Consider the following 15,380-nt stretch of genomic DNA (forward strand, 5'->3'; position numbering starts at 1 on the left):
TACATTTGTTAATATGAGTAAATCATCAAATACAGGATTAGTCTCTGCCAAAGAAGTTGCAAAAGCTATAAATGCAGATAAATATGGTTTTTTAGGCACATTTGCAGGCTGGATTTTGATGAAAGTACTTAAAATATCTTCGCTCAATAAGATTTATAACCGAAATAAACATCTCAATCAACTGGAGTTCTTAGATGGCCTCTTGGATGATTTTCAAATAAAATTTGAAATCCCAGAAGAAGATTTAAAGCGATTGCCAAAAGAAGGCCCATACATTACTGTTTCTAATCACCCGCTTGGTGGTATAGATGGTATTTTACTTTTAAAATTAATGCTAGAGCAGCGAAACGATTTTAAAATCATTGCTAACTTTTTATTACACCGAATAGAGCCCTTAAAACCCTATATAATGCCTGTAAATCCTTTTGAAGACCGAAAGGATGCAGCTAGCAGTATTACAGGATTTAAAAATGCAATTTTACATTTAAGAGAAGGGCATCCTTTGGGTGTTTTTCCTGCTGGAGAAGTTTCAACCTATCGCGATGGTAAACTTGTAGTGGATAAACCTTGGGAGGATGCCGCCATGAAGCTAATTCAGAAAGCAGAAGTTCCTGTGGTACCCATTTATTTTCATGCAAAAAACAGCCGATTATTTTATAGGCTTTCTAAGATTAGTGACACGTTGAGGACTGCTAAATTACCATCAGAACTTTTGACGCAAAAGCGGCGTGTTATAAAGGTAAGAGTTGGGAAGTCCATTTCGGTAAACGACCAAAAAGAGCATAAAAGCTTAAAAGATTTTTCAGATTTTTTAAGACAGAAAACTTATATGTTATCACGTGCTTTTGAGGATAAACCAAAGATTTTAGACAATATTCAATCTACTTTAAAAGTGGCAAAACCAGCCAAAAGGATTGTTACTCCAGTAGACTCACAATTAATGATAGAAGAGGTCGAGACGTTAAGAGAAAAAGATTGTCGTTTATTACAAAGTAAAAACTACGAAGTTTTCTTGGCAACAGCAGATAATATGCCTAATATTCTTCGGGAGTTAGGACGATTACGGGAGATAACGTTTAGAGAAGTAGGAGAAGGCACTAACGAATCTATAGATTTAGATAATTTTGATAAGTATTATCACCACATGTTTCTGTGGGACAATGATGCCAAACTAGTCGCTGGAGCTTACAGAATGGGATTAGGTTCACAAATCTTTGAGCGTTATGGTATTGATGGGTTTTATCTTCAAGATTTATTTAGGTTTGAGCCAGAGCTTTACAAAATGATGAGTCAATCCATAGAGATGGGTCGTGCATTTATCATTAAAGAGTATCAGCAAAAGCCAATGCCTTTATTTTTACTCTGGAAAGGTATTGTTCATACCACTTTGCGCTATCCAGAGCATAAATATTTAATTGGTGGCGTAAGTATTAGTAATCAGTTTTCTAACTTTTCTAAAAGTTTGATGATTGAGTTTATGAAATCGCATTATTACGACCCATATGTGGCACAATATGTTCATCCTAAAAAAGAATTTAAGGTGAAGCTAAAGGATGCAGATAAAGATTTTGTTTTTGATGCGACTGAAGCTGATTTAAATAAATTCGATAAAATTATTGATGAGGTAGAACCAGGTGCATTAAGACTTCCAGTTTTACTAAAAAAATACATTAAGCAGAATGCAAAATTAGTAGCGTTTAACGTTGATCCATTGTTTAATAATGCCGTAGATGGCTTAATGTATATTAAAATTGCGGACTTACCAGAAAGTACTGTAAGACCTGTTATGGAGGAGTTTCAAGCAGAATTGGAACGTAAATTTATGGATAATAATGACACGTAAAATTGCAACTGTTTTACTGTTTTTTTCTTGCTTAATTTCCTATGCCCAAACCTTAAAAGGACAAGTTGTTGATGCTGTTACAAAAGAGCCACTAGAAATGGTATCTGTGTATTTCGATAATACAACAATTGGTACTACAACAAACGAAAACGGTAAATTCTCCATTGATTATACCAATGCTGTACAATCTACTTTGGTCATTTCTTTTTTAGGATATAATACGTTCTACCTGTCCGATTACAGGAGCAAAACTAACATCGTTGTTGCGTTGGCCGAAAGCACCGAAGAATTAGATGAGGTTGTGATTAATGCGGACGATGGTATGTCTAGAGCCGAAAAGCTTAGATGGTTTAGAAAAGAGTTTCTGGGCAATTCTGAATTTGGTAAATCGTGTAAAATTTTAAACGAAAAAGACTTAAGATTTAGATATGACAAGTCATCAAGAACACTAAGTGCTTGGTCCAAGACACCTGTAGTGGTAAAGAATAGAAGCCTACAGTACGAAATAAGCTTTGATATTATTGATTTTGAAATTATCCTTGGGAATTGGAATGCTCAATCCGTCATATACACAGGTACGTCTTTTTACAGAAATTTGGATGAAGAAGAAAATCGGAAAACCCTTAAGAATAGAAAAAAGGCTTACGAGGGTTCAATACAGCATTTTATAAGAGCTATCTATTACGAAAGACTAGAAGAAGATGGTTATGTTTTTGGCGTTCGTGGATTAAAAGTAAATCCATACGAGTATTTTGTTTTATCCGATATTTTAGAAAATGAAACAAGACGTGTTGTCCTTAAACAAAAGCTAGATATTTTTTATAAAGACACAGCAGAGTCGGTTATACAGACCGCTGAGAATCTCGAATTCTTTATTGATAAGTATGGTAATTATGCGCCAATTCCGCAAGTGTTATTTGGCGGAGCAATGGGTAAACAGCGAATCGGTGATTTATTGCCACTAGATTATGGTTTATCCCAGAACTAAAAAAGCTCAAGATTTACCTTGAGCTTAACTATTTTCATTAATCGATTTTATAAGGCTTTAAACCATTCTTGAAATTGATTACCAAGTAAAAATGTAGGTTTCTTTTGTCCGCTTAAAGCGCCAATTAAACTTATAATCCAAGCTACAAAAATAGCAATACCAAGCAGCCATCCTAAAAAAGGTATCCAAGCCAAGAAGCTTAGTAAAAATAAACCTAAATTTTGTCTCAAATAAAAGGATCCAAGTTCACTCTTGTTATTGGAGTTCATTATTAGAGCAATAATCCAACCAATCCAGTAGATGTGAGAGATAATTCCAACGTTTTTACCGTCACTAAATACCTCTTTAGCTTCGTCTGCAAATTCTGAAGCTTTCTCCTTAGCCTCATTTGCAAACTCAGAGGCTTTTTCTTTAGCTTCTTTACTTAATTCTTTAGCATCGTCTGCCAATTCACTAGCTTTTTGACTAATCTTTTTTCCAGCTTTTTTAGCACCTTCTTTAACGTCGCCTATCATATCATCAAGGTCGTCGCTTAAATTTTTATTGTCTTCAGACATAACTCTTAGTGTTTTGGTTAATACTAGTTAGCTCTTAAAGTTACTAAAAAACAATGTAAAATTATTTAAATGCCTTATCGACAGGCTCCCATAATTCTATCTTATTGTTTTCGTTGTCAAGTATCCAAGCAAACTTTCCGTATTCATATGTCTGCATATCACCAACAATTGTTACACCTTCTTCTCTTAAAGTTTTTATAAGAGCCTCTAAATCTTCAACACGATAGTTAAACATAAAGTCTTTTTTTGAGGGCTCAAAATAAGTGGTATCATCTTTAAAAGGACTCCATTGTGTTGATGCATCATTTCCTTGTTTGTCTTTCCACCAAAAGGTACAGCCATAATCGTCTGTATTAAATCCTAAATGGGTTCTGTACCAGTCTTTAGAGGCTTCGGGGTCTTTAGATTTAAAGAATAATCCGCCAATACCTGTAACGCGCTTTTTCATGAGTGTTTTTGTTTTGTAGTTGTTATAGATTTTGAAATAAGGATTTTTAAAACATCAACATCGATATCTGATAAGCGATTAATGTACAAACACGATTTTCCTGTTTTGTGTTTTCCCAGTTTTTCTAATAATTCGGGGTTGTTTTCAAAACCTGCAATAATGTAAAGTGATATGTCTTTTTTTCTAGGAGAAAATCCTGTTAAAAACCAAGTGCCTTCCGTAGTTTTGTTTTTGTAATTATAGCTACCAAAACCAATCATTTGTTTACCCCAAAGCTTAGCAGGTTCACCAGAAACGTCAGACATAATAGCCATGATATCTAATAAGTCTTGATAGCGTTCTTCGTTTTTAAATTCACTTAAAAATGACCGGACATCAGCATTATTTTCTTGAATTTTCTGCACCATTTTGCTATTACTTTTTTATTGCAGCTTCATAGATGTCTATCCATTCTTCAACCGTCATTTTTCCTAACAATTCTTTAATTAAATCGTATGGAATATCCTCAACTTTTTTAAAACGCACACAGCTTTTACCCATGTCTAGTTTATTCTTAGCATGTTTTGGGTATTCTGCGACAAACCAATCGTATAATTCTTTTTTTGCATAAAGCCCAGAGTGGTATAATGCAATAAAGTTTTTCTGTGAGGCTACGTTGATAAACGGTAAAGGCGGAAAAGGTTTACAATGATAGCCAGCTGGATAAATTGACTTTGGGACAAAATAAGCTAGCATACCGTAGCCTATACCAGCTTCTAAACCTTTCGGCATGTTGTCTTTAATAAGGTTATGCAGTTTTGTAACTGCAGCTTTTCGGTCGTCAGGAAGCTGACTGATATAGTCTTCTGGTGAGTCTGCTTTGTATTGCATGATGTTTGATTTAGTTGTTATTTACGTTGGAGGATGAGTCCGGATACTAAAGATATAATAAAGCCAATAATAGTAACCAAAACCAACATAAAAACTGCAGCTGTAGCACTTGTCATTTCTATTATCTCATCTGCTTTATCTTGGTCTCTCATCATTTGCTCATAATTACTAAAAAAATCAGGATCTATAAATTTTGTATAAGCATAATCTGCAATAGCTATTCCTAAGCCCACCATCAAAGAAATTAGGATTCCTATAGCTAATGCTTTTCCTAGAGATAATGCACCATTATTTATTTTATCTCTATAGTGTTTTAGTCCAAAAAAAATAAAAGAAAGCGATAGAAAAATAGAGATATAACCTAGTATTTCATTAGTAGAGTAATCAAGGTTATTTATACCTAAGGTAAGGTGTAAAGTGAAAATAACGAATCCGGTGATGAGTCCATAAGAGCCAAACTTCAATACAGTATTTTTCATAATAATTGATTTAAAGATTTAATATGTCAAAAGTATATTTGTTCAGAGATTTTTAACTCATACTAAAGTACCAAAGTTCTTATACTTTAGTCTAAAACTACCTTAAATCAAAGAATTTCGAAAGATTTTGCCTTTGTAATAGCTTGAGTACGACGCTTGGCATCTAATTTCACCAAAAGACTTGATACGTGAGTTTTAATAGTACTTTCTGATAAAAATAATTGCTCTGCAATTTCTTTATTAGATAAACCTTCAGCTATTTTTTGAAGCACTTCATATTCACGATTGCTAATATCTAGTTCTTTTATTTTTTCCTTATTTATATTGGCAATAGTTGTATCCGATTTAGATAAACTTTTTTTATTAATGTAGATACCAACAAAGAAAAACACAATGGCAATTGCGGCAACAATCAATTCAACCTTTAAATCACCAGAAATAATGGCATACTTACTAAATTGAAATAGTAGAAGCAATGCAAGAATGAGCATTCCAAAAACAAGAATGGTTTTCTTCATTCTCTAAAATTAGCAAAATTTTTCTTTGATTTTATCTACAATAGTTTGTGCTAATTTTTCTTTGCTTTCTTTGGTCCAGCCTGCAACATGTGGACTTAAAATTACATTTTCTGCCTGAATTAAATATTCAAATGCTTCGGGCATTTGTTCTGAGGTAAATAGATTTTCAAAAGAAGATTTTTCATATTCCAATACATCTAAACCTGCGCCGAGTATTTTTCCTGACTTTAAGGCTTCGACCAAATCTGAAGTTACTACACTTTTTCCACGTGCTGTATTTAAGAGCCAAAACGGTTTTCCAAAACCATTGATAAATGCTGAATCAACCATGTTGATTGTTAACGGTGTTTGTGGCGTGTGAAGACTCAAAATATCTACCTTTTGTTGTAATTCATCAAGAGAAACTTGTCTACAATTGGCATCGCCAACGTTAGTTTTTATGTCGTAGCATAACACCTCTACATCAAAACCACGGAGCTTTTTAGCAAAGGCTTTTCCCATGTTTCCGTAACCAATTAAACCTACTGTTTTTCCATCTAATTCAATGCCACGATTTGCTTCTCTAAGCCATTTGCCTTGTCGTACTTCTTTGTCTGCTTTATTGAGTTTATTGAATAATGAAAGCAGCATTGCTAAACTATGCTCACCAACTGCATTTCGGTTGCCTTCTGGGGCGTTAAAAAGCGAAATTCCTTTACTTTCTGCATACTCACAATCGATGTTTTCTAATCCTGCTCCAACACGACCAATGAATTTTAAGTTTTTAGCAGCATCTAAAAATTGTTGGTCTATGCTAAAGCGACTGCGAATGATAATGCCATCATAATCTGAAATTTTGGCTTCAATTTCTGTCTTAGAAGACGAATAATCTTCATGGTTCGTAAACCCTAAATTGTTGAGTTGATTTATAAGGAGTTCGTGGTTGCTGTCTATGTGTAAAATCTTCATAGGTTGTCATAATTACATGAGGAACAAAGTGATGGTTTAGAAATCCTATCATGAGATGTCTCGACTCCGCTCGACATGACAGATTTTTAGATATTAGGATATTCGGTTTGGGTCTTTTCGTGTTTTACATTTCCGGTGTGTGCGGTGTCTAGTTTTTCAAATAAAACTAAATGCACTTCTTCGTCATTTTTTGTCGAAGGATTATGTTCTACCCCTTTTGGTACCACAATAATTTCGCCTTCTTTTACGACTTCTGTGCGATCACGAAATTGCATATACAATGTGCCTTTTACAACCTGAAATAACTCGTCTTCATTCTCATGGCTATGCCAAACAAATTCGCCTTTAATCTTTGCTAAAATAACCTGCATATTATCTACCATGGCAATGCGATGTGGATGCCATTGTTTAGAAAAAAGAGCGTGCTTATCTTTAATGTTTATTGCTTTCATACTATAAAGTTACAAAAGCCAAGAGAATTAAATGCCTAGAATTAATTTAGCAATCCAGAAATAGAGTAAAATACCTAAGATGTCGTTACTTGTGGTTATAAATGGACCAGTGGCAATAGCTGGGTCAATACCGCGCTTGTTTAAAAATAAAGGAACAAACGTCCCAATAAGACCAGCAATAATAATTACGGCAACTAGAGAAACTGAAATTGCTAAGGCTTTATCCATTTCACCGTTATAAGCCCACACAAATACAAAGAGAAAAATAGCCAAAATAACACCGTTTAGAGCAGCAAGTAACATCTCTTTTATAAGTCTGCTATTAACACTTCCTTTAACATCGTCATTAGCTAAACCTTGTACAATAATTGCGCTAGATTGTACACCTACATTCCCTGCCATTGCAGCAATGAGTGGTGTGAAAAAGAATAAGACAGCATATTGATTAAAAGATTCTTGAAAACCTTCCATGATGATAAATGCCCCAATTCCACCAATTAATCCTAAAAATAACCATGGTAAGCGTGCACGAGTCAATTCTATAATGCTATCATCCGAGTCTACATCTTGTGTAATACCTGCTGCTAATTGATAGTCTTTATCTGCTTCTTCTTTAAGGACATCGACAATATCATCAATAGTAATTCTACCAAGTAACGTGAGGTCGTCATCCACAACTGGAATCGCTTCTAAATCGTATTTTGCCATGACTCTAGCCACATCCTCCGCATCGTCCTTAACATTTACATAGTCTACATTGTCTTTTGCAATGTCTGCTATTTTTTCTTCGCTTTTTGCTGTGATAAGGTCTTTTAAAGACAATCTGCCAATAAGCTTTTCTTCTTTATTTACAACATAAATAGAATGTACTCTTGTTACATCTTTGGCTTGACCTCTTATACGGCGTATGCATCCTGCCACTGTCCACGTACCATAAACTTTTACGAGTTCTTTGGCCATCAATCCACCAGCCGTGTCTTCATCGTACGCTAAAAGCTCTTGGATTTCGGCCTTATGCTCTTCATCTTCTATCTGTGAGATAACGGCTTCTTGGCGTTCCTCTGAAAGTTCTCCAATGATATCTGCGGCGTCGTCAGAATCTAATTCTTCAACTTCCTCAGCGATTTCCTTAGCAGAAAGATTTTCTAGAATTTTTTCGCGGACATCCTCATCAAGCTCAGTTAAAATATCTGAAGTGGTTTCACTATCAAGAAGTTTGATAATATATATGGCGTCTTCAAAATTAAGCTCGTCTAAAATCTCTGCGATATCTGCATAGTGAAACTCACTAAGAAGCGTTTTTAGCGGTTTATCATCATTATTAGCAATAAGATGTTGAACGTTCTCTAAAAGCTCGTTAGTTACTTGAAATTGAATATTTTCTTGAGTGTCTTCCACTGAGAAGTTAAAAGTAATTAGTTTAATTTTCGTCTTTTTCAATCAAAGTCGTCAATTCAATAAATTGAGAAACACTTAATTGTTCTGGACGTTGCCCAAATATAGCATTTGCTTTTAAATTATCGGAAAGATTAAAGGTTTTTAAACTGTTACGAAGTGTTTTTCTGCGTTGCTGAAAGCTTGTTTTTACCACTCTGAAGAATAACTTCTCGTCACAAGGTAATGTGTAATTATCTTTTCGGGTTAATAGCAGTACACCTGAATCGACTTTTGGAGGCGGATTGAAAACACTTGGTGGAACTGTAAATAAATAGTCTGCATTATAGAACGCTTGTGTTAAAACAGAAAGAATACCATAGACTTTGTTACCTTCTTTAGAACAAATGCGCTGTGCAACTTCTTTTTGAAACATTCCTGAAAACTCTGGAATTTGGTCACGCATTTCTAAAGTCTTAAACACGATTTGTGATGAAATGTTGTAAGGAAAATTACCAATTATTGCAAAGGACTTACCTCTAAAAACGGTGTTTAGGTCATAATTCAAAAAGTCTTGTTCGTAAATTCTAGGTGCTAAATTTAAATAGTTGGTTTTAAGATACTCAACAGATTCGGTGTCAATTTCAATAACATGTGTGGTTATCGACTTTTCTAATAAATATTTTGTAAGGACGCCCATTCCAGGGCCAATCTCTAAAACATCATCATAGCCTTTTAAAGAAAGCGTATCAGCTATTTTTTTAGCAATGTTTTCATCTTTTAAAAAGTGCTGACCTAGGTGTTTTTTTGCTTTTACGCTCATAGTGATGATGCCAAGGATATAGTTAAAGGTACAATGTAAACTTTCTTAGGTAAAGTTTACGGTGTATTCATCAATAACTTCAAGTTCAGTTCTAAATGCTAGCATTTTATCTGCAAATCGTTTTAAGCCTTCGAGTCTTAATCTATCCGCGTCTTCTTTGTAATAGTCTTCTAATGCTTCATGGGAATGTGCTCTATACTGAATAGAATAGGTAACGCCGTCCATGTCTTCTTCTACTAAAACTTTTGTAAGCTTAGCTTCTTTAAATTTACCTGTGGCGAGAACCTGCGGAATGTGTTCTTTTATCCAGATTAACCATTCATCATGTATGGATTCGTCTATGTTTACGGTAACGTTGTATATTATCATATTTAAAAAAATTGCAAAACGCTAAATTCCAAAAATGGAAATAAGAAGTCAATATTAATCCTGCAAAATTACTTTTTTTGAAATTTGAAGCTTCAGATTTGACGCTTTAATTAATCGTATCACCACGAAGCATTCGGAATTTTTTACGTGCTTCTACGAAATAAATACTGTCTTCATGATTAAAGATAATTTTCTCGTAAAGCGCTTTGGCCTCTTCTGGTTTGCCTAAAACGGTGTTGTATAATTCGGCTAGATAATAATAGGCATCGTCGATTAAAATATCTTCGCGATAATCTGCTATAATTTTTTGATAGTTTACTTCGGCTTTTTCAAACTGATTTTGCTTTTCGTACAATTTAGCTTGGGTAAAAAGTGTTTGGTCAGTTATACTTTCTCCTTTGTGTTCTGTGAGCACCTTATCTAGTAATTTTATTGCTTCGGAGGTGTTATTTTGAAATGCTAGTAAATCTGCTTTTGCATAATACTTTAGTGCTGTTTGCGTGGTATCATCGTATTTATTATCCGAAATTAAAAGTTTTAAATCTAAGGCATCGTTTGCTATTAGTTGCGATGTAGATGCTTTAAGAACTTTTAGTTGTGATTCTGCCCAGTCAAAATCGCCTTTGTAATAACTTGTTTTGGCAATTTTGTAGGCTGCTTCTTGAGCAATGGTACTATTTTTAAGATTGGCTTTAATCTGGGTATAATATATTAAAGCTTCATTAAATTTTTCTTGGAGCACCAAAATGTCTGCTAGCCTAAGTTTTACTAGAGCTTCTTGGTAAGGTGAAATGTCTAATTTATAGGATGCTTTTAAAAACTCGGAGGCTTGGTCTGGTTGATTATAGCTAAAAGCTAAAAACTGTCCGTAAGCTAATTGCAACGATAACGTAAGTTCTGTTTTTCCGAAAGTTTCAAAAAGTTTTAAGTATTTATTATTTATAGACTCTAGTTCCTTGTCTCTAGCATTTTCGGCTTCAATTTCTAACAAGGATTGATGCGCTAGAAGCAACACATCTAGGTCTTGTGCGGTCTCAACGATGTAATTAAAGATATCTTTTGCAGTTTCAATATCATTATCATCTCTTGCAGTTATGGCTAAGTCAATGATGCGTTCTAAACTTTCTGGATTGCGTCTGTAAAGTGCTTTTTCTTGAATAAAAGACTTGTTGTATTGTTTTTCTTGAACGTAGAGCCAACTTAATAACTCATACCAGTGCGCATCAGGATTATTTTGAATGCGTTTAAGTAGTAAAATTCTAAGGTCCTTGTTATTTTGAGTGTCTTTATTTTCAGAAATAAACTGGCTTAGATTTCTTTTAATGTTGTTTAAAACATTGGGTTTGTAGGCGATATAATCGATATAGTTTTCGAACATATTCTTTACATCTCCCATATCTCCATAAATGCGGGCCAGTTGTATACTAAAATTTTTATCGGGTAATAGCGCTTGCCCTTTTTTGTAACTTTCTATGGCCTGAGGTAACAAGGAATGCGATTCGAAACGTTGACCAACACCATAAACATAGGTCGGTTTTTGGTCTATAGAAGCAATGGCTTCGTTGTAAAAGGCTTCAGCTTTACTTATGCTATCCATTAACTGATAGTTGTAGCCTAATTCTACTAAAAGTATAGGAATTCTAGTGCGTTCGATACGTTTTTGTAAAATAAGGTTAGCCTCGTTATACTTTTCGAGTTGCTGGTAGGTTTCTACCATTTTATACAAGTAATTGTAAGAGTAAGGCTTTGCATCATAAAGCCTTTTATAAGTAAGTAGTGCCTTATTATATTCGCCTTTGTCAAAGTAACTGTCGCCTAACTCTAGTTGTTTTTGGTCTTCGCGCTGCGAAAAGACGGATAACGAACAAAGCGCCATTAGTAGAAAAGAGACTATGTGTTTTTTTACTAGCATAAGTTGTAAATATAACAAATGGTGGTTATAGATATTGTAAATGCTATCATAAAAAAACGCCTTAGATATCTAAAGCGTTTTTAATTTATATGTAGGTAATGCGATTAGTTAATTATATCAAAACCCGTATATGGTTTTAATACTTCAGGAATCCTGATGCCAGCTTCCGTCTGATAATTTTCAAGGATACTAGCTAGAATTCTTGGTAGCGCCAAGGAGCTTCCATTAAGCGTATGCGCTAATTCGTTCTTTCCATCGGCATTTTTAAATCGTAGTTTTAATCGGTTGGATTGAAACGTCTCGAAATTGGAGACCGAAGACACTTCTAACCAACGTTCTTGTGCCGCCGAAAAAACTTCGAAATCATAGGTCAACGCAGAAGCAAAAGTAAGGTCACCACCACAAAGGCGCAGAATACGATAAGGTAACTCTAATTCTTTTAAGATATCTTGAACATGCGCTACCATTCCGTCTAAAGCCTCATATGATTTTGAAGGATGTTCTACGCGAATGATTTCAACCTTATCAAATTGGTGCAATCGGTTTAGACCTCTAACATGAGCGCCATAGCTGCCTGCTTCTCGTCTAAAACATGGCGTGTAGCCTGTTATGCCAATGGGCAAATCGCTCTCGTTTAAAATAACATCTCTAAAAATATTTGTTCCAGGAACTTCTGCAGTTGGGATTAGATATAAGTCGTCAGCGGTAATATGATACATTTGGCCTTCTTTATCTGGTAACTGACCCGTGCCAATTCCAGAAGCCTCATTTACGACATGCGGTAATTGATATTCGGTATATCCTGCATCTGTGTTTTTGTCTAAGAAATAAGCAATTAAAGCGCGTTGTAATCGCGCACCTTTACCTTTATAGACAGGGAAACCAGCACCAGCAATTTTGTTTCCAAGTTCAAAATCGATGATATCGTATTTCTTTGCTAAGTCCCAATGTGGTAAAGCCCCATCGTGCAGTTGAGGTATTTCACCATCACGAAGCGTTTCTAAATTGTCTTCATCAGAATTTCCTTCAGGAACAAGAACGTTAGGAACGTTTGGGATTTTGTACAACATATCCTGAAGCGCTAACGCTTTGTCATTTAGAGCTTGTTCGACAGATTTAATAGTGTCTTTAAGTTCCGAAGTTTTTACTTTTAGAGCGTTAGCTTTATCAGCTTGGCCAGATTTAAACAAGTTTCCAATCTCCTTGGATAAGGCGTTCATCTCGGCTTTTGTAGCATCCAATTGCGTTTGCATTTGGCGGCGTTGTTCGTCAAAATCTAGAACATCATTAATTATCGGTTTAGCGTTAATATTTCTAATGGCTAAACGCTTAATAATGTCTTCGCTATTTTCTCTAATATCCGAAACTTGTAGCATATTACTTATTTTCTAGCACAGCGTAGTGCATTAATTTTTAGGCAGCAAAAGTAAAAAGAATTTGTTCTAGGTAAAACAAAAGCACCTCTATTTTGAAGGCAAAATCCAATCGTTATGTCCAAAATAATTCCATTGGGCTTTTGCCATATCAACTTCTGGATTTATTAATCGTTTGGATGACTTTCCGTTAACGCTTACAAACGACGTTACATATATGGCAACGGACTTTCCTTCATTTTCAAACTTCTTCTTTAAACGTTGCGAAAATTGCCAAATAAAGTCGGGCTTGGTTTTTAAATTGCGTTGCTGCTTTTTGGTAAGGTACTCGTTAAGCTTAATGGGTATGATGGTGTTGTTAGATTGGTCAACAACTCTAAAGTGAATGCTTCCACTTTTAGCTCTTAGCATCATTCGCCATGACAACCTATGTCCTTCTTCTGTCCAAAGCACATCGTCTTCGATAAAATGGTGCCGCAAAGGCAATGCAATTTGAATTACAAAGTAAATGCTGAGTACGGCTACCAGAGTTTTAGAATACTTTGGTTTTTTTATTTCATTAAGAATGTAAAGTTCTTTTTTCTTTAAGAACAGATTTCTTACCGTTTTAGGTTCGAAAAAGAAAAGACAGAATGCTAGTGATAAATAGGGGAATATACCAATATGGAAAATAAATGAATTAAATAGATGAAAGAATATCGAGGCGAAAAACGCATATTTCCGAGTTGGCTTAAACAGTAGGAGCGGAATGATTAGTCCATCGAATATAATTCCTGAATAGGCAATGAAATAATGAACAAATTCATTTTGTAAAATGCTACCCACAATCGGGAAATGTGATTTTCCTTGCATTAAAAGCTTTATTACCGAGGCATTGAGCCAATCGGGATAAAGTTTTGCAACGGAGGCATACGTGTAGACGATAAATAGTTGGAATATAATTGCCCATCTACACCAACTAGGCATTGATATTTGTTTAAGTTTTGGATTTAGCTTTGCATCTACCGAAGCATAATGGTGCGCAGGTAGAATTACCATAATAAAACTGAGTAAAAACAACAAATAGTAGTGGTTGTTGTAGGAGGATTTTTGCATAAAATAGGTAGCACTCCACATCAAAGCAAACAGTAAAGCGCTAAATCGGTATTTGTAACCTATCATAATTAATAAGCCAAAAATACCCATGACTATGTAGAAGACATACATCCAAGTACTAGGGAGTGGTTGCAACCAATCAAAACCTATAAAGTTGAACGTAAATTGTGGTTCGATAAGTGTGCGTTTAACCCATCCTGTAAGAATTGCACCTACAGATTCTAAAAAACACAGTAGCCCGAAACATATCCTAAATACGATTAACATAGAATTGTCGATATGTCTAAAGAGAAAACTAGTCATTTAAAGCATTGACATAATTTAAGGCTTCAATTCTATCCTGTTTTAGCTGCGATTTAAGCGCCTCTATACTTTCAAACTTATGCTCGTCTCTTAATCTAGTAAGCATTTCTATAACTACCTGATGTCCGTAAATGTTTTTCTCAAAATCGAAAAAATGAACCTCTATGGAGCGCGGTTTATTTTTTATAGTAGGATTAGATCCAATATTCATCATTCCAAATACTTGTTTTCCTTCAATTTTAGCTTTTACAACATAAACGCCATCCTTTGGGATTAATTTATAGTCTTCTTCAATATAAATATTAGCAGTAGGAAAATCTATGGTTCTACCAATGCTATGACCTCTAACTATTTTTCCTGTTAAAAAGTAATTATATCCTAAATACGTATTGGCAAGAGAAACATTGCCATCGTGCAAGGCTTTTCTGATTTTGGTAGAGCTTACAGTGACTTGGGATATATCCTCTGCAGAGATTTCTTCAATTTCAAAATCTAAAATTTTGGCAAATTTTTTCAAATCGTTTATGTTGGCGCTCCGATTTTTACCAAAATGGTGGTCGTAACCTATGACAACAACTTTAGTATTCAGCTCGTCAACTAAAATGTTTTTCACATAATCTTCTGCGGAAAGATTAGCAAACTCTTTCGTAAAGGTTTTTACACAAATTAAATCAATCCCAAATTTTTCTAAAAGATAGCGACGTTCAGAAATGGTATTCAATAATTTAATAGTATTATCTTGGTGAAGTACCATTCTAGGATGAGGGAAAAAAGTTAAAACGCTAGGTATTAGATTTTTGCTTTTTGATAGTTTAGTTACCTTTTTTAAGATTTTTTGATGGCCAATATGCACACCGTCAAAGGTTCCAATTGTTAAAGTTTTAGCGAAATGACCCTTATTTATTGACATTGGTAGAAATATTCGGAATTTGTTAAGGAAATGTAAAAAAAAAGTATAAATTTGATGCTAATTTAATAATCCATTATTGAATCCTTATGACAAAAAAACTACATTTAAACCACTTAAC

At 34.6% G+C, this 15,380-nt stretch carries 17 protein-coding genes; 2 read left to right on the plus strand and 15 right to left on the minus strand.

Features of this window, described 5'->3' with window-relative positions:
- Positions 1–13: 13 nt before the first annotated feature.
- Both DFQ05_RS09015 and DFQ05_RS09020 read left to right on the plus strand, forming a co-directional pair.
- A complete protein-coding gene (locus DFQ05_RS09015; protein WP_132705052.1) occupies positions 14–1,843 on the plus strand; it encodes a GNAT family N-acyltransferase in 1,830 nt (609 codons plus the stop codon).
- Complete coding sequence (locus DFQ05_RS09020) at positions 1,833–2,831, plus strand: carboxypeptidase-like regulatory domain-containing protein (RefSeq protein ID WP_132705053.1); 999 nt, start codon at positions 1,833–1,835, stop codon at positions 2,829–2,831. The genes DFQ05_RS09015 and DFQ05_RS09020 overlap by 11 nt, the downstream gene beginning before the upstream one ends.
- A 47-nt stretch (positions 2,832–2,878) precedes the next feature.
- On the opposite strand, the gene DFQ05_RS09025 is transcribed toward DFQ05_RS09020, so the two are convergent.
- From DFQ05_RS09025 to DFQ05_RS09095, 15 genes are all read right to left on the minus strand, one after another.
- The gene (locus tag DFQ05_RS09025) at positions 2,879–3,388 is read right to left on the minus strand and encodes a YtxH domain-containing protein (RefSeq protein WP_132705054.1); all 510 of its coding nucleotides are present in this window, start codon (positions 3,386–3,388) and stop codon (positions 2,879–2,881) included.
- Between the two features lie 61 nt (positions 3,389–3,449).
- On the minus strand, positions 3,450–3,836 hold the full coding sequence (locus tag DFQ05_RS09030; RefSeq protein ID WP_132705055.1) for a VOC family protein: 387 nt from the start codon (positions 3,834–3,836) through the stop codon (positions 3,450–3,452).
- On the minus strand, positions 3,833–4,243 hold the full coding sequence (locus DFQ05_RS09035) for a DUF1801 domain-containing protein (protein WP_132705056.1): 411 nt from the start codon (positions 4,241–4,243) through the stop codon (positions 3,833–3,835). Before DFQ05_RS09035 ends, DFQ05_RS09030 begins: the two co-directional genes overlap by 4 nt.
- Positions 4,244–4,250: 7 nt before the next feature.
- Positions 4,251–4,706, minus strand: coding sequence for a DUF1801 domain-containing protein (locus tag DFQ05_RS09040; RefSeq protein ID WP_132705057.1), 456 nt, complete (start codon positions 4,704–4,706; stop codon positions 4,251–4,253).
- 17 nt (positions 4,707–4,723) lie between these two features.
- Positions 4,724–5,185: a DUF4199 domain-containing protein gene (locus tag DFQ05_RS09045; protein WP_132705058.1), complete on the minus strand. Its 462-nt coding sequence runs from the start codon at positions 5,183–5,185 to the stop codon at positions 4,724–4,726.
- A 107-nt stretch (positions 5,186–5,292) separates the two neighbouring features.
- Entirely contained in the window at positions 5,293–5,703 is a 411-nt protein-coding gene (locus tag DFQ05_RS09050; RefSeq protein WP_132705059.1) for a response regulator transcription factor, read from the minus strand.
- Positions 5,704–5,712: 9 nt separating this feature from the next.
- Complete coding sequence (locus DFQ05_RS09055; protein WP_132705060.1) at positions 5,713–6,651, minus strand: 2-hydroxyacid dehydrogenase; 939 nt, start codon at positions 6,649–6,651, stop codon at positions 5,713–5,715.
- 86 nt (positions 6,652–6,737) lie between these two features.
- Positions 6,738–7,103, minus strand: coding sequence for a cupin domain-containing protein (locus DFQ05_RS09060; protein ID WP_132705061.1), 366 nt, complete (start codon positions 7,101–7,103; stop codon positions 6,738–6,740).
- Positions 7,104–7,130: 27 nt separating this feature from the next.
- Complete coding sequence (gene mgtE, locus DFQ05_RS09065; protein WP_132705122.1) at positions 7,131–8,480, minus strand: magnesium transporter; 1,350 nt, start codon at positions 8,478–8,480, stop codon at positions 7,131–7,133.
- A gap of 43 nt (positions 8,481–8,523) precedes the next feature.
- On the minus strand, positions 8,524–9,300 hold the full coding sequence (rsmA, locus tag DFQ05_RS09070) for a 16S rRNA (adenine(1518)-N(6)/adenine(1519)-N(6))-dimethyltransferase RsmA (RefSeq protein ID WP_132705062.1): 777 nt from the start codon (positions 9,298–9,300) through the stop codon (positions 8,524–8,526).
- 45 nt (positions 9,301–9,345) lie between these two features.
- Complete coding sequence (locus DFQ05_RS09075; protein WP_132705063.1) at positions 9,346–9,669, minus strand: DUF4286 family protein; 324 nt, start codon at positions 9,667–9,669, stop codon at positions 9,346–9,348.
- Between the two features lie 106 nt (positions 9,670–9,775).
- Positions 9,776–11,581, minus strand: a complete 1,806-nt coding sequence (locus tag DFQ05_RS09080) for a tetratricopeptide repeat protein (RefSeq protein WP_241974240.1) — start codon at positions 11,579–11,581, stop codon at positions 9,776–9,778.
- A gap of 104 nt (positions 11,582–11,685) precedes the next feature.
- The gene (gene serS / locus DFQ05_RS09085) at positions 11,686–12,957 is read right to left on the minus strand and encodes a serine--tRNA ligase (protein WP_132705064.1); all 1,272 of its coding nucleotides are present in this window, start codon (positions 12,955–12,957) and stop codon (positions 11,686–11,688) included.
- Positions 12,958–13,044: 87 nt separating this feature from the next.
- Positions 13,045–14,352 carry an HTTM domain-containing protein gene (locus tag DFQ05_RS09090; protein ID WP_132705065.1) on the minus strand — a complete coding sequence of 436 codons (1,308 nt, stop codon included), beginning with the start codon at positions 14,350–14,352 and terminating at the stop codon, positions 13,045–13,047.
- Positions 14,345–15,262 carry a bifunctional riboflavin kinase/FAD synthetase gene (locus DFQ05_RS09095; RefSeq protein ID WP_132705066.1) on the minus strand — a complete coding sequence of 306 codons (918 nt, stop codon included), beginning with the start codon at positions 15,260–15,262 and terminating at the stop codon, positions 14,345–14,347. The genes DFQ05_RS09090 and DFQ05_RS09095 overlap by 8 nt, the downstream gene beginning before the upstream one ends.
- Positions 15,263–15,380 lie beyond the last annotated feature (118 nt).

The organism is Winogradskyella wandonensis (assembly GCF_004346845.1).
In the GTDB taxonomy this organism is placed as follows: domain Bacteria; phylum Bacteroidota; class Bacteroidia; order Flavobacteriales; family Flavobacteriaceae; genus Winogradskyella; species Winogradskyella wandonensis.